Raw genomic sequence first — 24,477 nt, forward strand, 5'->3', positions numbered from 1 at the left:
AGCAAGCGTCAGCGCATCAGCGCGGCAGTGAAATCCTTGAGGCCGGCCTGCCGGGTGCGACGCAGCCGCTCCGCCTGCAGGATCGCGCGGACCGTGCCGAAGCACCCCTCGACATCGTCGTTGATGACGACGTAATCGTAGGCGTCCCAGTGGCTGATCTCCGCCCGGGCGCGTGCCATGCGATCGGCGATCACCGCCTCGCTGTCGGTCTGGCGGCCGCGCAGCCGCGCCTCCAGCGTGGCGATGTCCGGTGGCAGCAGGAAGACCGAGACGACATCCGGGCCCATGCGGGTGCGCAATTGCTGCGCCCCCTGCCAGTCGATGTCGAACAGGAAGTCGCGCCCCTGCGCCAACCCTTCGGCGATGTGGGCGTGCGGCGTGGCGTAGCAATTGCCGAACACCTCCGCCCATTCCAGGAACGCGCCGGCCGCCTCCATCTGCGTAAAGGTCTCGCGATCGGTGAAATAGTAGTCGCGCCCTTCCACCTCGCCCGGCCGCATGGGCCGGGTGGTGACGGACACCGACAGGTCGAGTCCGCCATCGACCGCCAGCAGCTTGCGCGCGATCGTCGTCTTGCCGGCACCCGATGGCGAGGAGAGGATGAACATCAGCCCGCGGCGCGGCACGCTGAGCGGCGCGAAACCGGGCGTCGCGGGGGCAGGCGGCGGGGCGATGGGGGCCGGGTCCATGCGCGCACATGGCGCATGGAAGGGGTCGGGATCAAGGGCGGGAGAATACGGGGCGGGCAATTACCGCCCCGCAGCAGCCCCGGTCAGATCGGTTCGCTGCTGTCCTCCGGCGCGTTCTCCGCCTGCTTCATCAGCTTGCGGGTGCCCTGCGCGGCGGCATCGCGATGGCCCATCGCGCGGTCGAGGATCGTCTTCGCGACCAGCCCGCCGCCGACCAGCAACAGGCCCGGGACAGAACGGGTCGCCATGCGGCCGGCCAGCAGCGAGACCGCGCTCTGCATCATGGAGCGGCCCTGCACGATTTCCCGCGCCTTGTCGGGATCGAAGCGCAGCGCCAGCATGCCCTTCTGCATGGACCGGCGGAACAGCATGGTCGCGCCCTGCAGCGCGACGTCGGCGATCAGCAGGTTGGTCGCGGGGTTCGGGCTGGGACCGGGCACCTTCTTGATGCCGGCGCGGGCCTTGTCGCCCACGCGGTGCGCCACGCGGCTGACCTTGCGGACGCTGCGCCGCCGCAGCCGGCGTTCTTCCGAAAGGATGCTCATTACCCCTGTACCCCCTGCTGTTCCGGCAGGGCGTCAGGGCACCGGCCGGCTACTTCTTGCGGCCGAAATCGACCGTGACGACGTTGGACCCGTCATCCTTTGCCGCAACGCCGCCATCATCGCCGCGTTCCGCGCCATCGTTGCCGGCGGGGTCGTGCGGCGTAGGCTCTTCCTGGTCCGGCACCATCGCCTGGAACTGCAGGCCGAAATCCACCGCAGGGTCGACAAAGGCGGTGATCGCGCTGAACGGGATCTGCAGCTTGGCCGGGATCTGACTGAAGGTCAGGCCGACGGAAAAGCCGTCTTCCCCGACATTCAGGTCCCAGAACTTGTTCTGCAGCACGATCGTCATCTCGTCCGGGAAGCGTTCGGTCAGGTGCCGGGGGATCGACACGCCCGGCGCGCCGGTCTTAAAGGTGATGTAGAAGTGGTGGCCACCCGGCAGCGTACCGCCGCCCCGTTCCACCGAGCCGAGGACGCGGCCCACGACGGCGCGCAGCGCCTCCTGAACGATCTCGTCATAGGGGATCAGGCTATCGGGTGTGCTGTCGCTCATCGCAGGGGCTACGTGGCGGCGAGCAACCCCGTGGTCAAGCGCGAATGCTTGCACGCAGGGCAGGGCGGATTATAGCCGCGCCCATGCGCACCGGCCGAATTGCCCGCACCACGGCGGAAACCGACATCCTGGTCGAGGTGAACCTCGATGGCACCGGCCGGTTCGACATCCATACCGGCATCGGCTTCCTCGACCACATGATCGAGCAGTTCAGCCGCCATTCGCTGATCGACGTCACGCTGAAGGTCGATGGCGACCTGCATGTGGACGAGCACCATACGTGTGAGGACAGCGGCATCGCGCTGGGCCAGGCGATCGCCCAGGCGCTGGGCGACAAGGGCGGGATCGGCCGCTACGGCACCGCGTACAGCCCGATGGACGAGACGCTGGTGCGCGTGGCGCTGGATATCTCCGGCCGGCCATGGCTGGTGTGGCATGCCGGCTTCTCCCAGGTGAAGCTGGGGACGCTCGACACCGAACTGATTGACCACTGGTTCCATTCGGTGGCGCAGGCTGCCGGTATCACGCTGCATGTCGAGCTGCTGTACGGGACCAACAACCACCACATCGCCGAAGCCATCTTCAAGGGCTTCGCCCGCGCCATGCGCCAGGCGGTAGAGCTGGACGCACGCAAGAACGGGGCGATCCCATCCACGAAGGGGCAATTGGGTGGCTGAGGCGATCGCCCTGATCGATTACGGCGCGGGCAACTTGCATTCGGTGCACAATGCGCTGATCGCGGCGGGTGCCGGCCATGTCGCGGTGACCGCCGATCCCGACCTGGTGCGCGGCGCGCGGCGGATCGTGTTGCCGGGCGTCGGCTCCTTCCGCGCCTGCGCCGAAGGCTTGCGCGCCATCCCCGGCCTGGTGGACGCGATGGAGGAACGGGTGCTGGATGGCGGCGTGCCGTTCCTGGGCATCTGCGTCGGCATGCAATTGCTCGCCAGCGAGGGGCACGAACATGGCGTGACGCCCGGCCTCGGCTGGATCGAAGGGGCGGTGCGCCTGATCGAGCGGACCGATCCGGCCATAAAGGTGCCGCATATGGGCTGGAACGACGTGGAGCCGGCGGGCCACCATGATGGGGCGGAGCTGATCAAGGGCGGCGAGGCGTATTTCCTCCACTCCTACCACTTCCAGCCCGATGACGGCCGGCAGGTGGCGGCGATGACCGACCATGGCGGCGGGCTGGTGGCGGCGGTGGGCCGCGACAACATCGTGGGCGTGCAGTTCCATCCGGAAAAGAGCCAGGCCTATGGCCTGCAGATGCTGGCACGGTTCCTCGACTGGAACCCCTGAAGACCGGAACCCTATCGGCCGTGTGCCGTCTCCGCTGCACAAGGAGACATCCATGGCCGACGCCGATCCCGTTCTTTCCGACCTGCATACCAAGCGCCCTTCGCTGAATGGGCGCAAGGCCGTCATCACCGGCGGCACCACCGGCATCGGCCGGGCCATCGCCACGCTGCTGGCGAGCGAGGGCGTGACCGTCTTCACCGGCGGGCGGAGCGATGATGACCTGGCCGACGCGCTGGACCACCTGAACAAGGTCGGCACCGCGCACGGCATCACCTGCGACTTTTCCAAGCCCGGCGAACTCGACCGCTTCTTCGTGGAGGCGTCCGATACGCTGGGCGAATATGACATCGCCGTGCTGAACGCCTCCATCGCGGCCGAGGGCCTGACCGACATGGGCGAGCAGGACGTCCGCGACGCGATCGAGATCAATTTCACCGGCTACATGGTGGGGGCGCACAAGGCGGTGTCGCAGATGCAGGCGAACGGCGGCGGCGGGGACGTGATCTTCACCGGTAGCTACGCCAAGCACAAGCTCGGCCCGTCCTCCACCGTCTATGCCGGGATCAAGGCGGGCATCCACGGCTTCGCCGAAGCTCTGCGGCGGGAGCTTGGGACCGAGGGGATCAAGGTCGGGCTGGTGGTGCCCGCGCTGACCGGCAGCGACATGGTCAAGGACGATGTCAGCGAGGAGGAGCAGCAGCAGCGGATCGCCGATGAAAGCATGATGCGGGCGGAGGATATCGCCGTCGGCGTACATTTCATGCTCACGCAGCCGCGCCGGACCGTGGTGCAGGAGCTGGTGCTGGTGCAGCGGAATACCGAGGAATGAGCTTCGCCGTCGACACGCTGATCCTGACGCCGGACCAAATCGACCTCACCCGGTCGCCGCTGGCCGGCCTGGGCGCCGAAACCTACGTGCTGGGCGCCTTCAATCCAGGCATGACGCGGCTGCCCAACGGCAATCTGCTGCTGATGGTGCGCGTGGCGGAGGCATTGCGCGAACCGGTGTTCGACGGGCACGTCCACGCGATCCGCTGGCAGGACGGCGCCTACGTGCTCGATGCCTGGCCGCTGGAGCAGGCGGACACCGCCGATCCGCGCAAGTTCCTGCTGCGGCAGCACGGCTGGAAGGTGATGGCGCTGACCTCGCTCAGCTGGCTGCTGCCGGTCGAGCTGTCGCCCAACGGGACGGAGCAGGTGGCGATCCATTACGACAAGGCCATCGCGCCCGCCGGCAACTGGCAGTGCTATGGCGTGGAGGATGCGCGGATCAGCCGGGTGGACGACACATGGTGGATGACGACCTGTTCGGTCAGTCCGGAGCGGCATTCGACGACGCTCTATTCCTCGGCCAATGGGCTTGATTGGACGTTCGAGGGGATCGTGCTCGATCACCAGAACAAGGACATGCTGATCTTCGAAGGGCTGATCGACGGCAAGTTCTGGGCCCAGACGCGGCCCCTGGGCGACCTGTATTTCGCCTATCCGCCCCGCAGCCCGTACCATGCCGGACCGTCGATCAATCTCGCCACCAGCCCCGATGCGCGGCACTGGCAGCCGCATCTGCAGCCCGGTATCCGGCCCCATGCCGGCACGGTCAGCACCGCGCGGATCGGCGGGGGCACGCCGCCCATCCTGACCGAGGTGGCGGGCCAGCGCGGCTGGCTGACCTTGTGGCACGGGGTGGAACCGTCCGGCATCGTCGGCAAGTACCGCACCTACTGGTCGCTGCTGGATTCGCAGGAGCCCTGGCGCGCGATCGCCACCAGCCATCCGCCGCTGCTGGAGGCGAACCCCGACCTGACCGCGCCGCTGGCGGAGCAGATGTACGTGCATGACGTGGTGTTCACCACCGGCATCGTGGAGGAGCCCGACCGCTTCATCATCGCCAGCGGGGAGGCGGACCTGGCCTGCCGGATCACCCATGTGCCGCGGGATGCCTTCGTGGCTTCCTGAAGCGCGCTTGCCCTGCTAACCGCCGGCGCATGATCGTGTTTCCCGCCATCGACCTCAAGGCCGGTCAGGTCGTGCGCCTGGCCGAAGGCGACATGGATCGCGCCACCGTGTATGGCGACGACCCCGCCGCGCAGGCCCGCCTGTTCGCCGCCGCCGGCGCCACTCACCTGCACGTGGTGGACCTGGACGGCAGTTTCGCCGGACGGGCGGAGAACCGCGACGCGGTCGAGAGCGTGCTGCGCGCCTTTCCGGGGCAGGTGCAGCTGGGCGGCGGCATCCGCGATGCGGCGGCGGTCGAAGGCTGGCTGGACCTGGGCGTCGCGCGGGTGGTGATGGGCACCGCCGCGCTGAAGGATCCAGACTTCGTGAAGGCCATGGCCACGGCGCATCCCGGCCGGATCGTCGTGGCGGTGGACGCGCGCGACGGCATGGTCGCGACGGAGGGCTGGGCCGCGATCAGCGACATGCCCGCCACCGACCTCGCCCGCCGGTTCGAGGATGCGGGCGTCGCCGCGCTGCTGTTCACCGATATCGGGCGGGACGGGCTGCTGAAGGGCTGCAATGTGGAGGCGACGGTCGCGCTGGCACGGGCGGTCAGCATCCCGGTGATCGCCAGCGGCGGGGTCGCCGGGATCGACGACATCCACCAGCTCGCGGCTCATGCAAGCGAGGGCATCGAGGGCGTGATCACCGGACGGGCACTGTATGACGGCCGGCTCGACCTGGCGGAGGCCATCAGCGTGGCGGAGCCGGCATGACCGTCCGCATCCGCGTCATCCCCTGCCTCGACGTCGCCGACGGGCGCGTGGTGAAGGGGGTCAACTTCGTCGACCTCAAGGATGCCGGCGATCCGGTGGAGCAGGCGCGCGCCTATGACGCGGCGGGCGCGGACGAGCTGTGCTTCCTCGACATTTCGGCCACTCATGAAGGGCGCGGCACGCTGCTCGACATCGTCAGCCGCACGGCGGCGGTGTGCTTCATGCCGTTGACCGTGGGTGGCGGCGTGCGCAGTGCCGAGGATGCGCGTGCTCTGCTGCTGGCAGGGGCGGACAAGGTGGCGGTGAACTCCGCCGCGGTGAGCCGGCCCGAAGTGATCGCCGACATTGCGGAGCGGTTCGGCAGCCAGTGCGTCGTCGCCTCCGTCGATGCGCGGCGCACGGGCGAGGGCAAGTGGGAGATCTTCACCCATGGCGGCCGGCGCGCGACCGGCATCGACGCGGTCGCCCATGCCGAGAAGCTGGCGGAGCTGGGCGCGGGCGAGTTGCTGGTGACCAGCATGGACGGCGACGGCACCAAGGCCGGCTATGACCTCGAACTGACGCGCGCCATCGCCGACCGGGTGAGCGTGCCGGTGGTCGCCAGCGGCGGGGTTGGTACGCTCGACCATTTGGTGGAGGGCGTCACCAAGGGCGGCGCCAGCGCGGTGCTCGCCGCATCCATCTTCCATTTCGGCACGCACAGCGTGGCGGAGGCGCATGCCGCCCTGCGCGCGGCGGGCCTGCCGGCGCGAAGCTGATGGCGCAGGATACGCTCGCCCGGCTGGAGGCCACCATCGCCGCGCGCCGGGGCGCCGCGCCCGAAACCTCCTACGTCGCCAAGCTGCTGGCCGGTGGCGCGCCGCTGGCCGCGCGCAAGCTGGGGGAGGAGGCGGTCGAGGTCGTCATCGCCGCCCTGGCGGAGCGGGACAAGCTGGTGGGCGAAAGCGCCGACCTCATGTTCCACCTCATGGTGCTGCTGGCGGAGCGCGGGATACCCTTCGATGACGTGCTGGCCGAGCTGGACCGGCGCGAAGGCGTGTCCGGCATCGCCGAGAAAGCCGCGAGAGGAAGCTGATGCCGATCGACCCGACGCTGCCCTACGATCCTGACAACATCTTCGCCAAGATCCTGCGCGGGGAGATCCCGTGCAACAAGGTGTACGAGGACGATCACGCGCTCGCCTTCCACGACATCGCCCCGCAGGCGCCGGTGCACGTGCTGGTGGTGCCCAAGGGCGATTACGTGAGCTGGGACGATTTCTCCGCCCAGGCACCCGCCGATCTCATTGCCGGTTTCGTCCGGGCGGTCGGCACGGTGGCGCGGCAACTGGACCTGGTGGAGCCGGGCTATCGCGTGCTGGCCAATGTCGGCGCCCATGGCGGGCAGGAAGTGCCGCATCTGCATGTCCACCTGTTCGGCGGCGCGCCGCTTGGCCGCATGATCGCCGGCTGATCGGTGCAGCGGCTGAGCCCGCCGACGGGCATTCTACACGGCACGGAGCATCTGTTCGCGTTGCGCGTGTATTACGAGGACACCGACCTGTCCGGCATCGCCTACCACGCCAATTACCTGCGCTGGTTCGAACGCGCTCGGTCGGACCTGCTGCGCCTGCTGGGCGTGGACCAGCGCGCCGCAGCGGAGGACGGGACCGGCACCTACGCCGTGTCGGAACTGTCGATCCGTTACCTTGCGCCCGCCCGGCTGGACGATGCCGTGCTGGTCCGCACCCGCACGCTGCAATCGGGCGCGGCCAGCGTGCGGCTGATCCAGCAAGCCTGGCTTCAGCTTGACGCGGGCACGGGTGATGCCGATGATCGCATGCTGGCCGAGGCGCAGGTTCGCGTCGGCTTCGTCGGTCCCGGTGGCCGTCCGGTCCGCCAGCCCGCCGGCTGGCGGGCCGCCTTCCAGTCCTTCATTGCACCTGAGGTTTCCCCATGATCGTCGACCTGCTGGCCGCCAGTTCCACCGCAGCCGCGCCCACGCGGCTCGATCCGGTGCAACTGTTCCTGGATGCCGACATCGTCGTGCAGCTGGTGATCGCCGGCCTGGTGCTTGCCAGCATCTGGGTGTGGACGATCATCGTCAGCTTCTCCCTGCAGATGGCCCGCACCGGCCGCGCCTCCACGGAGTTCGAGCGCGATTTCTGGGAGGCGGACGATCCGGCGCGGCTGATCGGCGGCAAGTCGCGCCGCAACACCCCCTTCGCGCGGGTGGCGGGGGCCGGCATCACGGAACTGGATGCCTCCACCGCCGATGGCGTGCGTGATCCCGCGGGCACCCGCGGGCGCGTGGCGCTGGCGATGGAAGGGCAGGTCGCGGCGGAGGCGGACACCCTATCCGACCGGCTGAACTTCCTTGCCACCACCGGTTCGGTCGCCCCGTTCGTCGGCCTGTTCGGCACCGTGTGGGGCATCATGAACAGCTTCTTCCAGATCGGGTCGCAGCAGAACAGCAGCCTGGCCGTGGTCGCCCCCGGCATTTCGGAGGCGCTGTTCGCCACCGCGATCGGCCTGTTCGCGGCCATTCCGGCGGTGATCGCCTACAATCGCTTCAGCCACCGGGTGAACGGGTACGAGGCGCGGATGCAGCGCTTCGCCGACAAGGTGGCGGCATCGATCGGCCGCGAGCTGGAGCGCGGCTGATGGCGATGGGTGTCGCAGGCGGCGGCGGAGGGCGCGGACGCGGGCGCAGCAGGCGTCGTGCCGCCGTGGCGGAGATCAACGTGACGCCGCTGGTCGACGTCATGCTGGTGCTGCTGATCATCTTCATGGTGACGGCCCCGCTGTTGCAGAGCGCGGTGCCGGTCGAGCTGCCGGACAGTCGCGCCGCGCCCGCGGACCAGGATCCGCAGAGCATCGCAGTGTCGATCGACGCGCAGGGCTTCATCTTCATCGACGATGGCCGGGTACCCGAAGGCGGCCTGCCGGCGGCGCTCGAATCCCTGGCGGCAAGTGCCGGGGCGGAGCCGCCGCTGGTGACGCTGCGGGCCGATCGCGCGCTCGATTACGGCCGGGTGGTTGCGGTGATGGGTGAACTGAACCGCGCCGGCTTCAACTCAATCTCGCTGGTCACCAATGGTTCAGCCACCGCTCCATAGCCCTGCTGGCATGACAGGGGCCGGACATCTGACGCGCGAGGAGCGCCTGGGCCTCGCCATTGCGGCGGTGGCGCATGTGGCGCTGTTCGCCGCGCTGTGGCTGCATGACAAGGCGCCTTCCGTGCCGCTGGCCGAACCGGAGGCGATCACCGTCAGCTTGGCGGACGAGGTCAGCCTGCAATCCACCGCGCCCGATCCATCGCTGGCCGCGCAGGCGGCGGTCGCGCCCGAACTGGCGCCAGTGCCCGCTCCGCCGCCAGCCCCCGCGCCGGAGCCGCAGCCCGAGCCTGTCGCCGAACCGCCGCCGCGTCCGGTGGAGCGCACCCGACCCGCGCCACGCCCATCCGCCCGGCCGAGCCCGCGATCGAGCGCGCGCCCGTCCCCCGCGCCATCGCGGCAGGCCCGGCCGAGCCCGGCACCCAGTCGCGCCGCCGCGCGGCCCGCGCCGCAGCCGAGCCGCCCCACGGAACGCGCCGGCGGCAGTCGCATCGGGGCGGACTTCCTGGCGGGCACCAGCGCCGGCGACCGGAACGAGCAGAGCGGCACGCCCGCTGCCGCCTTCGGCGCGGCGGAAGCGGCCTCCCTCAATTCGGCGATCTCCCGCCAGATCCGCCCGCATTGGAGCGCGCCGCAGGGCGTGGATGCCGAACAGCTCGTCACCATGGTCCGCTTCCGGCTCAATCGCGACGGATCGCTGAACGGCCGACCCAGCTGCGTCAGCCAGACCGGCAAGACCGCCGCCAATGCCCCGCAGGTTGAACTGCATTGCGAGCGCGCGATTCGCGCCGTGCAACTGGCGGCACCGTTCGACCTCCCGGCCGAATTCTATACCAGGTGGCAATTGGTCACCTCCCGCTTCGACAGAAGGCTGTAACCCATGCTGCGCCCACTGACCCTGCTGCTGGCCACCGCCGCGGCGTTCCTGCCGCTTGCCGCCACCGCACAGGTGGCACCCACGCCGACCCTGCCGCCGCCAGCGACGACTGCCACGCCGGCTGAGGCTGCGCCGATCACGGAGGAGGGTGGCCTGACCGTCACCGTGACGGACGAAAGCGAATGGCAGGACCTGGGCATTGCGATCCCCGCCTTTGCCACGGATCGTGAACAGGCGACGCCGGCCAACGCGCAGGGCACTACCGCACTCGGCATGGCGCTGGCGGAGGTGGTGTATGCCGACCTGCGCAACAATGGCCTGTTCCGCCCCACCGGTCCGGGCTCCCTGCCGCGTCCGACCTTCCCGCAGATCACCGCGCCCGCCTTCGACCAATGGCGTGGCCGATCGGCGGAGATGCTGGTCCATGGCTATGTCCGGGCGGGCGCCGACGGGCAGCTGACGGTCGGCTGCTATCTCTACGACGTCCAGTTGGGGCAGCAACTGGTGCGCGAAGGCTGGCAGGTGGCGCCGGGGGACTGGCGCCGGGCCGCGCATCGCTGCGCCGACATGGTCTATTCGCGCCTGTCGGGCGAAAGCCCGTTCTTCGACAGCAAGATCGCCTTCATCGCGGAGAGCGGGCCCAAGGACAACCGCGTCAAGCGGCTGGCCATCATGGACAGCGACGGCGCCAATCTGCGCTTCATCACCAATGGCCAGTCGATGGCGCTGACCCCGCGCTATTCGCCCGATTACAGCAAGATCGTCTATCTCAGCTACCTGAACGGTTATCCGCGCATCTTCGTGTACGACATCGGCACCGGGCGGCAGACGCTGGTGACGGAAAGCCAGAACCCGACCTTCGCCCCGCGCTGGTCGCCTGATGGTCGCACCATTCTTTATTCCATGGCGGTGGCCGGCAATACCGACATCTATCGCGTGTCGGCGACCGGTGGGCAGAGCACCAAGCTGACCGACAGCCCCGGTCTGGACGTGGGCGGATCGTACTCCCCTGATGGTTCGCAGATCGTGTTCGAGAGCGACCGGTCCGGCAGCCAGCAGGTCTACATCATGAATGCCGACGGTTCGAACCAGCGGCGGATCAGCTTCTTCGGCGGGCGCGCGGCGACCCCGGAATGGAGCCCGCGCGGGGACCAGATCGCCTTCACCCACATCGCCGGCGACCTGCGCGTGGCGGTGATGAGCCCGGCCGGGCGCAATATGCGGCATCTGACGGATGGCTGGCAGGACGAGGCGCCGACCTGGGCGCCCAATGGCCGGATCGTGCAGTTCTTCCGCACCGCGCGCGGTGGGGGGGAGACGACCATCTGGCAGGTCGATCTGACCGGCCGGAACGAGCGCAAGCTTGACACGCCGGTGAATGCATCCGACCCATCGTGGGGACCGGTTCTGCCGTGAGGCGTTGCGGGCATACGACCAAATGATTGTTAAAGGAGACGAAGGCATGCAGAAACTGGCCCTTGCCCTGGCAGCAGTGAGCACGATCGGCCTGGCCGCCTGTTCGAAGAAGGCGCCCGAGGAACTGCCGCCGCCGCCGCAGCAGACCACCCCGACCCCGCCGCCCGCGCCCACCGGCCCGGCCGCCGCGGCCCCGGGCACGCAGGCACACTTCCTGCAGGCGATGCGCGGGCAGGACACGATCTACTTCGACACCGACAAGTACGACATCGACAGCCAGGATCAGGCCGCCCTGCGGGCGCAGGCGCAGTACATGGCGCAATACGCACAGATCCGCGCCACGGTCGAAGGCCATGCGGACGAACGCGGTACGCGCGACTACAACCTGGCGCTGGGCGAGCGTCGCGCGAACGCCGCCAAGAACTACCTCGTCAGCCTGGGCGTGCCGGCGAACCGTGTCACCACGGTCAGCTATGGCAAGGAACGGCCCAAGGCGGTCGGTTCGAACGAGGCGGCCTACGCCCAGAACCGCCGTGCGGTGACCGTCATCATCAACTGATCGCGGGACGGATTGTGGCCGGCGTGCCGTGGACCGGAAGGTCTGCGGGCGCCGGCCGCTTTGCACCTGGCGCTCGCATCTCTATATCCGGGTGCATGCATACAGGTGGTTGCTGATGGCGCGGAACAGCCGCTCGCTCGACTGGGGGTTTCCCCGTTGGCGCGCCTATGGGGAGAGCGGGCAGGCGGCGGCCAAGGTGCGGCTGTGCGACCGCCATGGTTGCGAGGAGCCGGGCGACTGCCCCGCGCCCAAGGCGCCCAACAGCCCCGAACGCTGGTACTTCTGCCAGCGCCATGCCGCCGAATATAACAGCCGCTGGGATTACTTCGCCGGTCTGGAGGCGGAGGAGGCGGCCGCTCGCGCCGGGGCGGAGAGCAGCAGCAATGCCGGCTACGCCCAGTCGCAGCATTACGGCTGGGCCGGCAGCGGAGACGGCAGCCGCAGCGCGGACGAGATGCGCGCGCTGGAAGTGCTGGAGCTGGACCCCGACGCCGATTTCGACACCGTGAAGAAGGCGTGGCGCGCGCGGGCCAAGGAAGTGCATCCCGACATCCGCCCCGGCGATGCGGAGGCGGCGAAGGCGTTCCAGGCCTATCAGCTCGCCTACGAAGTCCTGCGCCAGGCAGAGGAACGACGGGAGTGGCGGGGCTAGGCCTGCAACTGCTCCACCGCGGCGGTGACGATCGCCATGTGTTCGGCCCATGTGGGATTGTGCCAGCCGGGCAACCGGGCAAGCTGCGCTGACCGCATGGCGCCATGCGCCGCATGGTCCAGCACCGCGGCCCGCCAGCCGGGCCCATCCAGCGGGTCGAGGTAATCGGGCACAGGGCCGCCGACCTCCCGCAGGGCGGGCAGGTCGCTGCAGATGACCGGCGTGCCGACCGACAGCGCTTCCGCCACGGGCATGCCGTAGCCTTCCGCAAAGGACGGCAGCAGCAGGGCCGTGGCGCCGCGCAGCAAGGCGGACAGGCGGCGATCGGGGCACGATCCCAGTTCCTCCACATGGCCGACCAGCGCGGGGCACCGTTCCAGCATGTCGACGATCTGCTCGTTCTCCCACCCCCGACGCCCGATCACGAGTAACCGGGGCACCTTGCCGGCGGGCAGCGTTTCGGCCAGCTGGCGCCACACATGCAGCAGCAGCAGGTGGTTCTTGCGCGGCTCGATCGTGCCCAGGCACACGAAATAGGGACGGCCGTCGTCTGGCTCCGGCTCGGCCGGCGGCAAGGCTTCGGTTCCCAGCAGCGCGACATGGATGGGGGTACCGGGCTGCAGCCAGGGTTGCAGGGCGCGGCCGGTCGCCGCCGAATTGACGATCGCCGCGCCGCCGGTCTCCCCGGTGATCGCTGCCACCGTCTCGATCCGCCGGCGGTGCAGGGCGGCGCCTTCCGGCCGGGCATATTCGGGAAACTCGATGGGGATCAGGTCATGCACCAGGCACAGGAAGCGGGCACGTTCGCGGCGCACGATCCGGCGGACTGTGTCGGCGCGGGTCAGATGGTGCGGCGAGGCCTGCAGATACACGCCGCCGCTGCCGATCCCGCGGCGGACCGGCAGCAACGCATCCAGTTGCGGCAGGATGGACGGCAACGACCGCCGGGCCGGTCCGCCGGTCTGGTTGGCCCAGCGATGTTCCAGCGCGTCCAGATAGGCGAGCGCCGCCGGTCGGCGGATCCGGCCATACAGGCCGGCCGGGTGCAGGGCAGCAAAGGCGAGCCCCTCCCCATAATGGGCCAGCAAGCCGCGCGCCCAGGCCATCTCCACCCGGTCCACGCCGGATGGAGTGGAATAGCGGATGCGGGAGATCAGCCGCGAGATGTCGAGGATGGCGCCGCTCATCTGACGCTCGCCAGCAGGCGACCTTGCCACCGGCGGATCGGTGCCACCCAGCCGAGCCGCACCCCGGCCTGCTGCCCCGCCATCCGCTCCACCAGCAGTTCCGGCGGGCAGGGCAGGCCGGTCACCGGATCGAGGTAACGCGGGTAGAGGATCAGCACGCCGGCAACCAGCTGATCCAGCGTCAACCGGCGGGTGCGCCGGGCGGGGACCGGCGCCAGATCGCGGGTCAGGCCCCAGCCGGCGAAGAACGGGACGCCGTGGCAGATGACCTCCCGCCCGCGCAGCAACGCCTCGAACCCGGTCAGCGAGGTCAGCGTATGCACGGCATCCACCGTGTCGAGCAGCGGCGCCATGCCGCCGCCACGCACGATCCGATCGGCAAGGAGCAGCGCCGCATCGTCCGACACCGCGCCGTTGCGTAAGCCGGCATCCACATCGGGGTGGGGGCGGAACCAGATTTCCGCATCGGGTTCCAGCGCGCGGACCCGGCGCAGCAACTCGGCATTCGGATTGCCGGCGGCGAGCAGGTCGGCCCCGCCGGCGCGCACCGACATGTCGTCGCCGACCTGGCCGGGCACCAGCACCAGCCGCTTGCCCGGCAGGCGGGGCGGCACGGTGCCGGCCGGATCGGCGCCGTACTTCCCGATGCCCGCCGCCACGATCCGGTGGCGCAGGCGGGCAGCCCGCGCCAGCAATTGCGGGGAGACCGGGGCCGTCTCCAGCATGTCCTCCAGCGCGCTTGGCCCGGACGGGTCGAAATGGATGCCACGCGGGTCCACCACGATGGAGGACGGCGGCACCAGATCGACGCCAAGCCCGACCGAGCGGACGAAGCCGTCTTCCACCCGGACCAGCGCCACGTCGCGCGCCTCCGCATAGGCCAGCAGCCCGGGCGACACGCGCGATGGCCAAATGGCCAGCGCCCCGCCCGCACGTCGCGCCCGCGCCAGCGCGGTGCCGGTGCGCCGCATGACATGCAGCCGGCGCCCCGGATGCCACAGGAAGCGCTGGATCTCCGGCCGTTTCCACCAGGCCATTCCCGTCGCGGCGGTGATCGGGCGATTTGCATCCAGCACCCGCCGCCACAGGGCGAGGGTGTCGATCACCGCGGCAAGGTCGCTGTCCCCGCCGCTGAACGGATCGCGCCAACGCGCGGCGATGACGGCGGAAAGCGCCCGCTGGTCCAGGGCATCGTCGTCATCGCCGATCCTGCCGAACCGACCGGAGGACAGCAGACGCACAGGGATGCGGTTTATGCGGGCGAGCGCCACCCATTCGTCATCGCCATGCCCGATCAGCCCCGCCGCATCGCTCAGCACGGACCAGGGATCGACGTCGCCGTTGATCGTCACGGCCGCCGGCCCGTCACCAGCATCCGCGGTGGTGGACCGCAATACCCATTGCCCTTCCGGCAGGCTGCCCGGTTCCGCCCAGAACGCACCGCCCACGCGCGCCTCCCGCAACCGGGCGAACAGGTCCGCCCGGTTCTCCACCGATGTCCGCAGGTCTGCCCGCGTGGGCATGGATACGGTCGCGTCAGCCCAGGGGAAGGGCGGTGCGCGCAGCAGGGGTGCGTTCATGGCCGAAGGTTCCAGCCATCCACCGCCAGTTGGCCCTGACCATCGCGTCGCAGCAAGCCGTAGCTGCCCGTCGCCAGCTTCAGTCCGCCGCCACCCTGCAATCCTGTCGCCAGCAATGCGAAGCGGGCCGCGCCGTTACTGGTGACGAGCAGGGTCGGCCCCGCCTCCGCGGTAAACAGGCGGCGCCAGCCCGCGAGCCGCTCCTCCGCATCGACGACCCAGTCTGCCGGCGCGGTTCCGGCCTCGTCCCAGGCGGCCAGTGCATCGGCGCCCACGCGCCGGAGCACGGCGGCTTCCGGCTGATCCTCATCCGGCCCGTGATCGATCTCGCGCAGCCAGGCACAGTCCTCCGCCGCCGGAGCATCCGGCAGGTGCAGCGCGATCGCAGCAGCGGTCTGCCGGGTGCGGGCCAAGGGAGAGACGAGCACGCGGGCGAAGTTCCAACCTTGCTGCGCAAAGTGGCGTCCCAAGGCCTGCCCCTGCGCGATCCCGGCATCGGTCAGCGGCAGATCGGTGCGCCAGCCGATCCGGCGTGGCGGCTCGCCCGCGACGAAGGTGTTGCCGTGGCGGACGATCACGAAGGGGGGAACAGGCGAAGGCATGTCGGCGCCCGCTATCAGGCGGGAAACGGATCGCCTAGCCGGCGGATTGTCTCCTTCGCCAAAGCGAGGTCGGCCGGCGTGTCGATGCCCGACATGGCGTGGGTAGGTGCCTCCACCTCCACCGTGGCGATCGCGCGGCCGGCTTCCAGGAAGCGCAACTGCTCCAACCCTTCCAACGCCTCGTAATGGCCCGGAGCGGCAGCGGCGAACCAGCCGAGCGCAGCCATCCGGTAACTATAAAGGCCCAGATGCTGCCACACGGGCGATAATGCCCCGGCTGTGCGCAGGTCGCCTTCGTTGCGGATGGCGGGAATGATCGCCTTGGAAAACCACAGTGCGCGGCCATCGGCGGCACGGATGCAGGTCGTACCGCTGAACGGGGCCTGCTGCTTGTGCGTGCGCAGCCGGTCCAGCCGCTGCCAGTCCAGCCGGTACACGGGTGTCGCCACATCGGCCGTACCATGCCGCAGCGTATGCAGCAGGCTGGCGACAATCTGCGGCGGAACGAATGGGGCGTCACCCTGCAGGTTGATGACCACGCCGTCTGGCGCGACGATCCCAGCCGCGGCGGCAAAGGCGCGAGCGGAGCCGGAATCGAGCGTGGACGGCGTCATCACGACATCCGCACCCAGGTCGCGCGCGTGATCGGCGATGCGCCCGTCATCGGTGGCGACGACTATGGCGCAGTCGCCCGCCAGCCCGGCAGCGATGCGCCCGACCGCCAGCACCCGTTCCAGCAGGGTACGGCCGGCAATCGGCAGCAACGGCTTGCCCGGCAGGCGGGTGGAGCCGTAGCGGGCGGGAATGACGATCAGGTCGGGCAGGGCAGCGATTCCGCCCGGCTCAGCCGATACCGGCGCGGACGATCTCGTGCATGTGGACGATGCCGATCAACACGTCCGCCGCATCGACCACGAACAGCACGGACACCGCATTGGCGTTCATGATCTGCAGCGCTTCGGACAACAGCACGTCCTGCTCGACGCTGACGGGACGGGCCGACATGTGGAGGCCGATCTGATCGGTCAGGTCATGGGTTGCGATGCACCGGCGCAGGTCCCCATCGGTGAAAGCGCCGACCAGCCGCCCCTTGCCATCGACGACGGCGGTGCAGCCATAACGCTTGCGGCTCATCTCGATGGTGGCGCTGGTCAGCGTCGCCTCGCGCCCGACGCGCGGCACGGCATCGCCGGTGCCCATGACGTCGCCGACGCTGGCCAGTCGCGCGCCGAGGTGCCCGCCGGGATGGAACACGTGGAAGTCCGAACTGGTAAAGCCCTGCGCCTCGATCAGCGCTACGGCGAGCACATCGCCCAAGACCAGCTGCACCGTGGTGGACGATGTCGGCGCCAGGGCGTTGGGGCATGCCTCCCGCACATGCGGCATTATCAATGCGATGTCCGCATGGCGCGCAGCCGTGCTGTCCGCGTGCGACGTCGCGACGATCAGCGTGATGCCGAGATGGTTGCAGTAGTGGAAGATGTCCTTGAGCTCGCTGGTCTCGCCCGACCAGGTGATCGCCAGCACGACATCATGCTGCGTGATGACACCCAGATCGCCATGGCTCGCCTCACCCGGGTGGAGGTACAGGGCGGACGTACCGGTGGACCGCATCGTGGCGGCGATCTTGCGCGCGATGTGGCCGCTCTTGCCCATGCCGGTCACGATCACACGGCCGGTGGCGGCGGCGATCGCCTGCACAGCATCGTCGACGGCCTGGCCCAGCGACGGCTCGCTCAGTGCCTGGCGCAAGGTGCGCAGCGCCTCCAGCTCGACATCGACGGTGCGCAGGGCGGATGTCGCATGCCGATCAACCCCGACATGACTGGCAACCTGCCCGACCACTTGGAACGTCATACGGTCTGTCGCCCTTGTTCTTGCACGTTCCCGGCCGCGGCTATTGCCGTGCGGAACGATGTACCCTGGATGGTTACGGGTCCGTTAACCGGCTCGCTCCGCCATCGGGTTTCGGTTTGTACCCGTTAGACGGAGACCCCTAGACCCCGCCTTGGCAGCTTGCAGCCGCAAAAGCGCGGGACCAGCGTAAACTACGCCAAGTTGTTGCTGGAATACGACATTATGCGGGATACGCTGGGCCGCCACGATCCTTCACCACCGCATCGATCGCCAGCAGGCGGGTCAGCAACGGCTCGAACTCGTTCATCGGCAGGGCGTTGGGACCATCCGACAGCGCCTGTTCCGGGTCGGGATGCGTTTCGGCGAAGAGGCCGGCCACCCCTGCGGCGACGGCAGCACGGGCCAGCAACGGCACATATTCGCGCTGCCCGCCCGAGCGTTCGCCGAGGCCGCCGGGCTGCTGCACCGAATGGGTCGCATCGAACACGACCGGGCAACCGGTCTGGGCCATGATGGCGAGACCCCGCATGTCGGATACCAGCGTGTTGTAGCCGAAGGACGTGCCGCGTTCGCACAGCATGAAGGCGTCCTGCTCCACGCCGGCGGCGAGGGCTGCATTGCGGGCCTTCTTCACCACCTGCGCCATGTCGCCCGGCGCCATGAACTGCGCCTTCTTGATGTTGACCGGTCGCCCGCTGGCCGCGACCGCGGCGATGAAGTCGGTCTGCCGCGCCAGGAAGGCGGGAGTCTGCAGCACGTCCACCACCTCCGCCACCGGTGCGACCTGCGCCGCATCGTGCACGTCGGTGATGATCGAAAGGCCGGTCTCCTGCCGAACCTTGGCGAGGACGCGGAGGCCTTCCTCCATGCCGAGGCCACGGAACGAGCTGTCGGAGCTGCGGTTGGCCTTGTCGAAGGACGCCTTGAACACCAGCAGCACCCCTGTCCGCCGGGCCACGTCCGCCAGATGCTCCGCAATGGCGAGGGTCATCGCCTCGCTTTCGATCACGCACGGCCCGGCAATGACGAACAGTGGCTGGTCCGGCCCGATCGGCCGACCGCACAATTTCATCGCACGGGTCCCTCCGCAGTGGTCGTGCGCTGCCGCCGGGCGGAGTGGCTGCGACTGCCGAACACGCTATCCCACCAGATCGCGGTGATGGCGAAATTGCTGTCGTGGTTCACAAAATGATGACGCATGTGATGCCGCTTCAGCATGGTGCCGATGCGGCTGTCCATCGACCATTGATGGCAGGCGTAATGCGTGACGTCGTAGAGGACGTAGCCGACCATGAAGCCCAGGAAGATCCAGGTTCCCGCGGCACCAGCCAGCCCGTACAGTGCCAACCACACGGTGGCGGCGATCGGCAGGCTGGCCGGCAGCGGCATCAGGCCGCGCAGGGGATCGCCGGGCGCAGCATGGTGGTTGCCATGCATCAGGTAGATCAGGCCGCGCACGGGTGCCAGGTCCGTTTCCAGGTGGAACAGGTACCGGTGCATCGCATATTCGAACAGCGTCCAGACCAGCAGCCCGACCGCGATCAGCGCCAGCCCGGTCCAGGCATTCACCGCACCCCAACCGACCCAGCCGATCAACGGCAGCGCCACTGCCCAGAACACGGCAAAGGTGCGCGGGTGAATGACGCTCAGCCGTTCAAGCGTCTCGTTTCTGAACAGGCGAACCCGTGCTGTGCGCTTAATGGGGGCGGTCATCGGTTCCATCTGGGACAGGAGCGGCGGCATGGTGTCAAGACGGAGAGTGTCTATACGTGCCTTGGAGGTGACGGGTGGTTAAGTCCAAGTTGCGGGAAAGTCACACGGTTGGGTCCGGCAGAACGCTGGTGGTCGGCGCGTCCGGCGGGCTCGGCGGCGCCCTGGCGCGCCATTATGCCGTTCCCGGCGAGCGATTGCTGCTCTGGGGCCGCGACGCCGGCCGGCTCGATGCGATCGCGCGCGAATGCAGGGCGGCAGGCGCGCTGGTGGAGGTGAGATCACAGGATCTTGCCGACCTGCCGCGATCGCTCGACGCCCTGCTGCACGATGACGCCGCCGATCCGATCGGCCTTGCTTTGTTCGCCGCCGGTCTGGGCGACATCCGCGCAGAGGGTGAGTTGGTGGAGGATGCGGCACTGGTCGCGCAACTTGCCGCGATCAACTTCGCTGCACCGGCGGCGATGGCCGCCGCGCTGGCGGAGCGGATGGCGCGGCGCGGCACCGGCCGGATCGTGCTGGTCGGCTCCGCCGCCGGGTTCCATCCCCTGCCGTTTGCCGCAGCCTACGCGGGGTCGAAGGCCGGGCTTGCCCGCTTCGCCGATGCCTTGCGGTTGGCGGTGAAGCCCCACGGCGTTGCGGTGACGCTGGTCTCCCCCGGCTTCATCGACAGCCCGGGCGGACGACAGGTTCCCGCCCCTCCGGCCCTGCTGCTCTCCCCTGAGGAGGCCGCCACCCGTGTCGCGGACGCCGCCCACCGCAGGGCTGCCCATGTGGTGATATCGTGGCCCTTTGCCGCGTTGCGCCTGCTGGACCGAATGCTGCCACGGCCGCTGCGCGATCGGCTGCTGCAATCGCTCACCCCGGCGTCAATCCGCTGAGCCGGACACCTGTGCCAGCACCGCATGGTGCAGTCCGGCGGGCGTCAGGTCGGCCGCGCCTGATCCACCGGGCTGAACCTGCCCGTCCTTGTCGAAGCGGAGCATGACATAGGGGGTATGACGATCCCCGCCCGGATGCGTGACGCCGGGGATCGACGGGCGATGGTCGCCGAAAAACACCAGCAATGCCGGTTTGCGCAGCGCGGAGATGCCTTCGCGCAGCTGCGCCAGCATGGCATCGCCGCGCCGTACCAGCCGCAGATAGCTTTGCCGCAGATCGCCGCCGGCTACCCCGTCCTCCGGCGCCCACGGTCCATGGTTCTCGATCGTCACCGCGTAGATCAGCGTCGGACCAGCGGCAGCCCCGGCCTGCTGCAGGATCGTGTCGGCAATTGCCGCATCCGTGACGTAGCGACCGCTCTGCGGCGCCGCGAACCGCTCGGGGCCGAGCAGTTCGGCAAAGCCCCCTGCCGGCATGATCCGGTGGCGATTGTAGAACCGCAGATCATGCGGGTGCAGGAACAGGCTGCGCCAACCGGAGAGACGACGGGGCAGGGCATGTTCCGCCTCCCGTATTGCGGTCAGGAACGGATCGTACCGGCGGAACCCGAGCGCCTCCTCCTCCCGCCCCCACAATACGCCGTACTCGCTGCGCATCGTGTACGCGCCGAAGCCGCTGACATGCAGTCGGCCCCATTGCACCGCATCGGCCCGTGCCCGGGTCAGTGCCGGCAGTGCAAGCGCCGGATCGCCGAACAGGTCGACAGGATCGGCGAAGCTTTCGCATTGCACGATCACGATCAATGCGGGTTCGTCCGGGCCGAGTGCAGCGATGGGGGCAGGTGCCGCCGGATCGGTGCTGCTGCGCCAGCGACGCCAGTGCAGCAGCATCGTGGGTTGCAAGCCATGGCGTGCGACATCGCCGGCGGCGTCCGGCACCGGTGCTAGGTCGCGCATCCACGCGCTGCGCAGGACCAGCGACAACAGCGCGGCCGTGGCGCCCGTCAGCAGCAGCCCGGCCAGATGCATCAGCGGGTCAGGCACGAACAGCCATGCCAGCAGCGTGAGCAACGCCGCGGCGGCGAAGGCGGCAACCCATCGCTGCCACAATGGCACCGCCGACCAGTAGAATTGCGGATGACGCACGATGGCGCCGACCAGCGCCAGATCGGTGAACAGCAGCGGTTCGCCCAACACGACATGCTTGGCATTGGACGCGACCACCAGCGCGGCCTGAAGCCCCAGTGTCATCGCCGCGGCCACCAGCATGCCGCCGGTCAGCGCCAGGAACCCGCCGAACAGCATAAGGGCAAGGCAGCACATCAGGACGGCACCCGCCAGGCTGCGGGACGTGCCGCGCACCGGACGTGGACGCACCAGCAGGTCGAGCATGATCGTGCCGAGCAGCAGGGCCGCGATGATCGATCCGCTGTAGGTCACTGCTTGTGTTGTCGTCCGGCCCGTTCCGGTCCGGCGCTTAGCCGTGACCGCCCGCCCTGTCACCTGCGGCGGGGTTGCCGATCGTGGCGGGTGGCAGTACCGACGCCGACCAAGCCCATCCGTCCTGTTCCCGTACGAGGCTGCGTTTCCTGTCCATGTCGTTGAATTCTTCAGCCTCCGCGTCGCAGAGTGTGACCGCGGCGCCGACCGGCGGTTCCGCACCGGACGTCCGCTCGGTGCTGCTGCTGCAGGGGTTGATGGGGCCGCTGTTCCGCCGGCTTGGGCAGGAACTGACCGCCGCGGGGCACCGGGTCCACAAGGTCAACTTCAACGGCGGCGATCGGCTGTACTGGCGTCTGCCGGGCGGTATCGACTATCGCTCCACCCTGGCGGAATGGCCGGCCTTCTTCCGGGCGCTGCTGACCGACCTGGCGATTACGGATGTCGTCCTGTTCGGCGATTGCCGCGATCATCATCTGCCGGCGGTGAAGATCTGCCGGGAGGCGGGCGTGCCGGTCCATGTGTTTGACGAAGGCTACATCCGGCCCGACTGGGTCACGTTGGAACTGGGGGGCGTGAATGGCCATTCCTCCCTTCCGCGTGACCCCGATTGGTATCGGCGCACCGCTGCCGCATTGCCGCCGGTCCCGCCACATCAGCAGGTCCCCGCATCCTTCCGCCGCCGCGCGACGGAAGGGCTGCTGTACAATGTCGCCGACGTGCTGACCCGCTGGCGCTACCCGCACTGGAGCAATCACCGGCCATGGCACCCGGTGGTGGAAGGGATCGGCTGGTACCGCAAGCTGCGCCTCCGGCGGCAGCGGGAGACACAAAGCGCCGCGCTGCTGCAGCGGCTGCTGGCTGGCACTGCCCCCTACTACCTGTTCCCGCTCCAGCTCGAATCGGATGCGCAGATCCGGCTGCACTCACCGTTCGCCGGCATGGCGCCTGCCATCCGGCTGGTGGTCGAATCCTTCGCGAGGCACGCGCCAGCCGGCACGCGGCTGGTGGTGAAGGAGCATCCGCTCGACAACGGAGTGCGCAACTGGGCGCAGGAGACGGCGGATGCCGCGGCGCTGTTTGGTGTGGGCGACCGGGTGGATTACCTTGCCACCGGCGACATCGTGCCGATCGCCCAAGGTGCGCGTGGCATGGTCACGGTGAACAGCACCAGCGGCACCTTCGGCCTTGCCAGCGGGGTGCCGGTGCTGGTGCTCGGGCATGCCGTCTATGATGTGCCGGACCTGACCAACCAGGCCGGCATCGATGCTTTCTGGCAAGATCCGGTGCCGCCCGATCCTGCGACATTTGCCGCCTTTCGCCGTGTTCTGATCGAACGGTGCCTGATCCCTGGCGGCTTTTTCTCGGACGAGGCGTTGGACAAGGTGGTCCGCCATGCGGTGGCGCGACTGGAAGGGCATCCTTTGCTGCCCGAGTGAGTTGCCGATTTTGTGAGCTATCTCGAACACCTGATCGCAGGCCTGCTGATCCAGGCGGTCGTGGGTCTGCTGACCCGCAACTGGTGGGCCGGCGCCGCGCTGGCCTCCGCCTATTTCATTGGGCGTGAACTGGCGCAGGCTGAATATCGATGGATTGAACTCTACGGGGCGGGGCGGCGGGCCAACATGCCGTGGTGGGGACCGTTCGATCCGCGTGTCTGGCAGCGCAAGGACCAGTTCGTGGACTGGCTGGCGCCGCTCGCCGGCACGTGCCTCCTCGCCTGGTGGATGACCCGCCGCCCCGGCTAGAGCGCCGCGTTGTTGTAGCAGTGCCAGGTCAGGATCGCGACGGCGCCCCGATATGGGCGCCAGCCTTCCGCCAGCAGGCGCGTCGCCTTCTCGTCCGGCCTCTCGGACAGGCCCAGCAGCTTGCCGATGCCCGCCTGCACCGCCAGGTCGCCGGCCGGCCAGATATCGGGTCGCCCCTCAGCGAACAGCAGGTAGATCTCGGCCGACCAGCGACCGATGCCCTTGATCCGCGTCAGTTCGGCGATGGCGGCTTCGTCATCGGCGGGCAGCGCGTGCAGGTTCAGTTCTCCGTCGCTCACCAATTGGCATAGCGACCGGGCGTAGCCCTGTTTCTGGCGCGACAGGCCGCACGCGCGTAGCGCATCGAACTCGGCCGCAAGCAGCTTCTCGGGCGGGATGTCCGGCCCGAGCAGCGCCTCCAGCTTGGTCCAGACACTGGCGGCGGACGCAACGCTGACCTGCTGGCCCACGATGGTGCGCAGCAGCGTGCGGTAGCCGGGCTGGTTCACGCGCGGCTCCGGCATGCCGGCCACTTCCAGCGCACGGGCGATGCCGGGCTCCCGCGCGGCAACGGCCAGCAGGCCCTCTCTGATCTGTTCCGCATTCAGAGCCATGCACCGCCTCGCTTGCCAATCCTTGCGGCAACCCCTAGCAGCCCCGCAACAACAGGGAAGCCGGAGGTAACATGCCCACATTGATCGTCACCACTCAGTCCGGAAACCAGCGCGAGGTGACCGCGGATGCCGGGCTGACGCTGATGGAGGCGATCCGCGACAACGGCTTTGACGAGCTGCTGGCGCTGTGCGGCGGGTGCTGTTCGTGCGCCACCTGCCATGTGCATGTGGAGGACGAGTTCCTGCCGCTGCTGCCGCCAATGTCGGCGGACGAGGATGACCTGCTGGACAGCAGCGACACGCGCGATGCAAATTCGCGCCTGTCCTGCCAGGTGCCGTTCACCGACGCGCTGGACGGGATCCGGGTGCGCATCGCCCAGATGGACTGACATGGGCCGTCCGGTCCGTAGCTGATCTGACCGGCGGGCAAGCAGGCCTTGGCTTGCGCCGTCCGGGT

The 24,477-nt window shown here is 69.0% G+C and carries 31 protein-coding genes; 19 read left to right on the forward strand and 12 right to left on the reverse strand.

The annotated features are described in order from the left end of the window. Positions 1 to 8 precede the first annotated feature (8 nt). The 3 genes from gmk to V5740_RS01050 all read right to left on the reverse strand — a co-directional run bounded on the left by gmk (position 9) and on the right by V5740_RS01050 (position 1,790). Positions 9 to 689 carry a guanylate kinase gene (gmk, locus tag V5740_RS01040; protein WP_347303239.1) on the reverse strand — a complete coding sequence of 227 codons (681 nt, stop codon included), beginning with the start codon at positions 687 to 689 and terminating at the stop codon, positions 9 to 11. An 83-nt stretch (positions 690 to 772) separates the two neighbouring features. Then, positions 773 to 1,234, reverse strand: coding sequence for a hypothetical protein (locus tag V5740_RS01045; protein ID WP_347303240.1), 462 nt, complete (start codon positions 1,232 to 1,234; stop codon positions 773 to 775). A gap of 49 nt (positions 1,235 to 1,283) precedes the next feature. After that, a complete protein-coding gene (locus tag V5740_RS01050) occupies positions 1,284 to 1,790 on the reverse strand; it encodes a ClpXP protease specificity-enhancing factor SspB (protein WP_347303241.1) in 507 nt (168 codons plus the stop codon). 83 nt (positions 1,791 to 1,873) lie between these two features. On the opposite strand from V5740_RS01050, the gene hisB reads away from it, so the two are divergent. From hisB to V5740_RS01125, 15 genes are all read left to right on the forward strand, one after another. Beyond that, on the forward strand, positions 1,874 to 2,467 hold the full coding sequence (hisB, locus tag V5740_RS01055; RefSeq protein WP_347303242.1) for an imidazoleglycerol-phosphate dehydratase HisB: 594 nt from the start codon (positions 1,874 to 1,876) through the stop codon (positions 2,465 to 2,467). Further along, entirely contained in the window at positions 2,460 to 3,089 is a 630-nt protein-coding gene (gene hisH, locus V5740_RS01060; RefSeq protein WP_347303243.1) for an imidazole glycerol phosphate synthase subunit HisH, read from the forward strand. Before hisB ends, hisH begins: the two co-directional genes overlap by 8 nt. A 52-nt stretch (positions 3,090 to 3,141) precedes the next feature. After that, on the forward strand, positions 3,142 to 3,918 hold the full coding sequence (locus V5740_RS01065; protein WP_347303244.1) for an SDR family oxidoreductase: 777 nt from the start codon (positions 3,142 to 3,144) through the stop codon (positions 3,916 to 3,918). Continuing rightward, positions 3,915 to 5,045 carry a glycosidase gene (locus V5740_RS01070; protein WP_347303245.1) on the forward strand — a complete coding sequence of 377 codons (1,131 nt, stop codon included), beginning with the start codon at positions 3,915 to 3,917 and terminating at the stop codon, positions 5,043 to 5,045. Before V5740_RS01065 ends, V5740_RS01070 begins: the two co-directional genes overlap by 4 nt. A 29-nt stretch (positions 5,046 to 5,074) precedes the next feature. Then, positions 5,075 to 5,803, forward strand: a complete 729-nt coding sequence (gene hisA, locus V5740_RS01075) for a 1-(5-phosphoribosyl)-5-[(5-phosphoribosylamino)methylideneamino]imidazole-4-carboxamide isomerase (RefSeq protein ID WP_347303246.1) — start codon at positions 5,075 to 5,077, stop codon at positions 5,801 to 5,803. Beyond that, complete coding sequence (hisF, locus tag V5740_RS01080) at positions 5,800 to 6,561, forward strand: imidazole glycerol phosphate synthase subunit HisF (protein ID WP_347303247.1); 762 nt, start codon at positions 5,800 to 5,802, stop codon at positions 6,559 to 6,561. Before hisA ends, hisF begins: the two co-directional genes overlap by 4 nt. Beyond that, positions 6,561 to 6,878: a phosphoribosyl-ATP diphosphatase gene (locus V5740_RS01085; RefSeq protein ID WP_347303248.1), complete on the forward strand. Its 318-nt coding sequence runs from the start codon at positions 6,561 to 6,563 to the stop codon at positions 6,876 to 6,878. The genes hisF and V5740_RS01085 overlap by 1 nt, the downstream gene beginning before the upstream one ends. Continuing rightward, positions 6,878 to 7,255 (forward strand): histidine triad nucleotide-binding protein, encoded by a 378-nt coding sequence (locus V5740_RS01090; protein WP_347303249.1) that lies wholly within the window; start codon positions 6,878 to 6,880, stop codon positions 7,253 to 7,255. Before V5740_RS01085 ends, V5740_RS01090 begins: the two co-directional genes overlap by 1 nt. 3 nt (positions 7,256 to 7,258) lie before the next feature. Then, on the forward strand, positions 7,259 to 7,741 hold the full coding sequence (locus V5740_RS01095; RefSeq protein WP_347303250.1) for a YbgC/FadM family acyl-CoA thioesterase: 483 nt from the start codon (positions 7,259 to 7,261) through the stop codon (positions 7,739 to 7,741). Continuing rightward, the gene (tolQ, locus tag V5740_RS01100) at positions 7,738 to 8,445 is read left to right on the forward strand and encodes a protein TolQ (RefSeq protein WP_347303251.1); all 708 of its coding nucleotides are present in this window, start codon (positions 7,738 to 7,740) and stop codon (positions 8,443 to 8,445) included. The genes V5740_RS01095 and tolQ overlap by 4 nt, the downstream gene beginning before the upstream one ends. Then, positions 8,445 to 8,900: an ExbD/TolR family protein gene (locus V5740_RS01105; RefSeq protein WP_347303252.1), complete on the forward strand. Its 456-nt coding sequence runs from the start codon at positions 8,445 to 8,447 to the stop codon at positions 8,898 to 8,900. The genes tolQ and V5740_RS01105 overlap by 1 nt, the downstream gene beginning before the upstream one ends. Before the next feature lie 10 nt (positions 8,901 to 8,910). Beyond that, positions 8,911 to 9,774: an energy transducer TonB gene (locus V5740_RS01110; RefSeq protein WP_347303253.1), complete on the forward strand. Its 864-nt coding sequence runs from the start codon at positions 8,911 to 8,913 to the stop codon at positions 9,772 to 9,774. Between the two features lie 3 nt (positions 9,775 to 9,777). Then, the gene (tolB, locus tag V5740_RS01115; RefSeq protein WP_347303254.1) at positions 9,778 to 11,190 is read left to right on the forward strand and encodes a Tol-Pal system beta propeller repeat protein TolB; all 1,413 of its coding nucleotides are present in this window, start codon (positions 9,778 to 9,780) and stop codon (positions 11,188 to 11,190) included. 46 nt (positions 11,191 to 11,236) lie between these two features. Then, positions 11,237 to 11,749 carry a peptidoglycan-associated lipoprotein Pal gene (pal, locus tag V5740_RS01120; RefSeq protein ID WP_347303255.1) on the forward strand — a complete coding sequence of 171 codons (513 nt, stop codon included), beginning with the start codon at positions 11,237 to 11,239 and terminating at the stop codon, positions 11,747 to 11,749. Between the two features lie 115 nt (positions 11,750 to 11,864). Further along, the gene (locus V5740_RS01125) at positions 11,865 to 12,401 is read left to right on the forward strand and encodes a J domain-containing protein (RefSeq protein WP_347303256.1); all 537 of its coding nucleotides are present in this window, start codon (positions 11,865 to 11,867) and stop codon (positions 12,399 to 12,401) included. Here the strand turns inward: V5740_RS01125 and V5740_RS01130 are convergent. The 7 genes from V5740_RS01130 to V5740_RS01160 all read right to left on the reverse strand — a co-directional run bounded on the left by V5740_RS01130 (position 12,398) and on the right by V5740_RS01160 (position 19,340). Further along, a complete protein-coding gene (locus V5740_RS01130; protein WP_347303257.1) occupies positions 12,398 to 13,588 on the reverse strand; it encodes a glycosyltransferase family 1 protein in 1,191 nt (396 codons plus the stop codon). The two genes, V5740_RS01125 and V5740_RS01130, sit on opposite strands and share 4 nt — an antisense overlap. Further along, positions 13,585 to 15,168, reverse strand: coding sequence for a beta-3-deoxy-D-manno-oct-2-ulosonic acid transferase (locus tag V5740_RS01135; RefSeq protein WP_347303258.1), 1,584 nt, complete (start codon positions 15,166 to 15,168; stop codon positions 13,585 to 13,587). Before V5740_RS01135 ends, V5740_RS01130 begins: the two co-directional genes overlap by 4 nt. Next, positions 15,165 to 15,770, reverse strand: a complete 606-nt coding sequence (locus V5740_RS01140; protein WP_347303259.1) for a histidine phosphatase family protein — start codon at positions 15,768 to 15,770, stop codon at positions 15,165 to 15,167. The genes V5740_RS01135 and V5740_RS01140 overlap by 4 nt, the downstream gene beginning before the upstream one ends. Before the next feature lie 14 nt (positions 15,771 to 15,784). After that, on the reverse strand, positions 15,785 to 16,594 hold the full coding sequence (gene kdsB, locus V5740_RS01145) for a 3-deoxy-manno-octulosonate cytidylyltransferase (protein ID WP_347304414.1): 810 nt from the start codon (positions 16,592 to 16,594) through the stop codon (positions 15,785 to 15,787). Positions 16,595 to 16,613: 19 nt separating this feature from the next. After that, the gene (locus V5740_RS01150; RefSeq protein WP_347303260.1) at positions 16,614 to 17,627 is read right to left on the reverse strand and encodes a KpsF/GutQ family sugar-phosphate isomerase; all 1,014 of its coding nucleotides are present in this window, start codon (positions 17,625 to 17,627) and stop codon (positions 16,614 to 16,616) included. Between the two features lie 220 nt (positions 17,628 to 17,847). Then, positions 17,848 to 18,699, reverse strand: a complete 852-nt coding sequence (gene kdsA, locus V5740_RS01155; RefSeq protein WP_347303261.1) for a 3-deoxy-8-phosphooctulonate synthase — start codon at positions 18,697 to 18,699, stop codon at positions 17,848 to 17,850. Then, the gene (locus V5740_RS01160) at positions 18,696 to 19,340 is read right to left on the reverse strand and encodes a sterol desaturase family protein (protein ID WP_347303262.1); all 645 of its coding nucleotides are present in this window, start codon (positions 19,338 to 19,340) and stop codon (positions 18,696 to 18,698) included. Before V5740_RS01160 ends, kdsA begins: the two co-directional genes overlap by 4 nt. Positions 19,341 to 19,468: 128 nt before the next feature. Between V5740_RS01160 and V5740_RS01165 the strand changes: the two genes are divergently transcribed. Next, positions 19,469 to 20,218, forward strand: a complete 750-nt coding sequence (locus V5740_RS01165) for an SDR family NAD(P)-dependent oxidoreductase (protein WP_347303263.1) — start codon at positions 19,469 to 19,471, stop codon at positions 20,216 to 20,218. On the opposite strand, the gene V5740_RS01170 is transcribed toward V5740_RS01165, so the two are convergent. Further along, complete coding sequence (locus V5740_RS01170; protein ID WP_347303264.1) at positions 20,207 to 21,658, reverse strand: LTA synthase family protein; 1,452 nt, start codon at positions 21,656 to 21,658, stop codon at positions 20,207 to 20,209. The genes V5740_RS01165 and V5740_RS01170 overlap by 12 nt on opposite strands. 191 nt (positions 21,659 to 21,849) lie before the next feature. Here V5740_RS01170 and V5740_RS01175 point away from each other — a divergent pair, with 191 nt between their 5' ends. Together V5740_RS01175 and V5740_RS01180 are read left to right on the forward strand one after the other, a co-directional pair. Continuing rightward, entirely contained in the window at positions 21,850 to 23,097 is a 1,248-nt protein-coding gene (locus V5740_RS01175; RefSeq protein WP_347303265.1) for a capsular biosynthesis protein, read from the forward strand. A gap of 12 nt (positions 23,098 to 23,109) precedes the next feature. Then, entirely contained in the window at positions 23,110 to 23,406 is a 297-nt protein-coding gene (locus V5740_RS01180; RefSeq protein ID WP_347303266.1) for a hypothetical protein, read from the forward strand. Here the strand turns inward: V5740_RS01180 and V5740_RS01185 are convergent. Beyond that, positions 23,403 to 24,020: a DNA-3-methyladenine glycosylase 2 family protein gene (locus V5740_RS01185; protein WP_347303267.1), complete on the reverse strand. Its 618-nt coding sequence runs from the start codon at positions 24,018 to 24,020 to the stop codon at positions 23,403 to 23,405. The two genes, V5740_RS01180 and V5740_RS01185, sit on opposite strands and share 4 nt — an antisense overlap. A gap of 71 nt (positions 24,021 to 24,091) precedes the next feature. On the opposite strand from V5740_RS01185, the gene V5740_RS01190 reads away from it, so the two are divergent. Next, entirely contained in the window at positions 24,092 to 24,409 is a 318-nt protein-coding gene (locus V5740_RS01190) for a 2Fe-2S iron-sulfur cluster-binding protein (protein ID WP_347303268.1), read from the forward strand. Positions 24,410 to 24,477: the final 68 nt, after the last annotated feature.

It is taken from the genome of Croceibacterium sp. TMG7-5b_MA50 (assembly GCF_039830145.1).
In the GTDB taxonomy this organism is placed as follows: domain Bacteria; phylum Pseudomonadota; class Alphaproteobacteria; order Sphingomonadales; family Sphingomonadaceae; genus Croceibacterium.

Bases quoted from the DNA above. Each gene is read 5' to 3' on its own strand.
- V5740_RS01050 (WP_347303241.1), bottom strand. From the start codon at position 1,790: ATGAGCGACAGCACACCCGATAGCCTGATCCCCTATGACGAGATCGTT.
- V5740_RS01045 (WP_347303240.1), bottom strand. From the start codon at position 1,234: ATGAGCATCCTTTCGGAAGAACGCCGGCTGCGGCGGCGCAGCGTCCGC.
- V5740_RS01105 (WP_347303252.1), top strand. From the start codon at position 8,445: ATGGCGATGGGTGTCGCAGGCGGCGGCGGAGGGCGCGGACGCGGGCGC.
- gmk (WP_347303239.1), bottom strand. From the start codon at position 689: ATGGACCCGGCCCCCATCGCCCCGCCGCCTGCCCCCGCGACGCCCGGT.
- V5740_RS01090 (WP_347303249.1), top strand. From the start codon at position 6,878: ATGCCGATCGACCCGACGCTGCCCTACGATCCTGACAACATCTTCGCC.
- hisB (WP_347303242.1), top strand. From the start codon at position 1,874: ATGCGCACCGGCCGAATTGCCCGCACCACGGCGGAAACCGACATCCTG.
- tolB (WP_347303254.1), top strand. From the start codon at position 9,778: ATGCTGCGCCCACTGACCCTGCTGCTGGCCACCGCCGCGGCGTTCCTG.
- hisA (WP_347303246.1), top strand. From the start codon at position 5,075: ATGATCGTGTTTCCCGCCATCGACCTCAAGGCCGGTCAGGTCGTGCGC.
- V5740_RS01150 (WP_347303260.1), bottom strand. From the start codon at position 17,627: ATGACGTTCCAAGTGGTCGGGCAGGTTGCCAGTCATGTCGGGGTTGAT.
- V5740_RS01125 (WP_347303256.1), top strand. From the start codon at position 11,865: ATGGCGCGGAACAGCCGCTCGCTCGACTGGGGGTTTCCCCGTTGGCGC.
- kdsA (WP_347303261.1), bottom strand. From the start codon at position 18,699: ATGAAATTGTGCGGTCGGCCGATCGGGCCGGACCAGCCACTGTTCGTC.
- V5740_RS01135 (WP_347303258.1), bottom strand. From the start codon at position 15,168: ATGAACGCACCCCTGCTGCGCGCACCGCCCTTCCCCTGGGCTGACGCG.
- V5740_RS01190 (WP_347303268.1), top strand. From the start codon at position 24,092: ATGCCCACATTGATCGTCACCACTCAGTCCGGAAACCAGCGCGAGGTG.
- V5740_RS01130 (WP_347303257.1), bottom strand. From the start codon at position 13,588: ATGAGCGGCGCCATCCTCGACATCTCGCGGCTGATCTCCCGCATCCGC.
- V5740_RS01065 (WP_347303244.1), top strand. From the start codon at position 3,142: ATGGCCGACGCCGATCCCGTTCTTTCCGACCTGCATACCAAGCGCCCT.
- hisF (WP_347303247.1), top strand. From the start codon at position 5,800: ATGACCGTCCGCATCCGCGTCATCCCCTGCCTCGACGTCGCCGACGGG.
- V5740_RS01070 (WP_347303245.1), top strand. From the start codon at position 3,915: ATGAGCTTCGCCGTCGACACGCTGATCCTGACGCCGGACCAAATCGAC.
- V5740_RS01085 (WP_347303248.1), top strand. From the start codon at position 6,561: ATGGCGCAGGATACGCTCGCCCGGCTGGAGGCCACCATCGCCGCGCGC.
- pal (WP_347303255.1), top strand. From the start codon at position 11,237: ATGCAGAAACTGGCCCTTGCCCTGGCAGCAGTGAGCACGATCGGCCTG.
- V5740_RS01160 (WP_347303262.1), bottom strand. From the start codon at position 19,340: ATGACCGCCCCCATTAAGCGCACAGCACGGGTTCGCCTGTTCAGAAAC.
- V5740_RS01140 (WP_347303259.1), bottom strand. From the start codon at position 15,770: ATGCCTTCGCCTGTTCCCCCCTTCGTGATCGTCCGCCACGGCAACACC.
- V5740_RS01110 (WP_347303253.1), top strand. From the start codon at position 8,911: ATGACAGGGGCCGGACATCTGACGCGCGAGGAGCGCCTGGGCCTCGCC.
- tolQ (WP_347303251.1), top strand. From the start codon at position 7,738: ATGATCGTCGACCTGCTGGCCGCCAGTTCCACCGCAGCCGCGCCCACG.
- V5740_RS01185 (WP_347303267.1), bottom strand. From the start codon at position 24,020: ATGGCTCTGAATGCGGAACAGATCAGAGAGGGCCTGCTGGCCGTTGCC.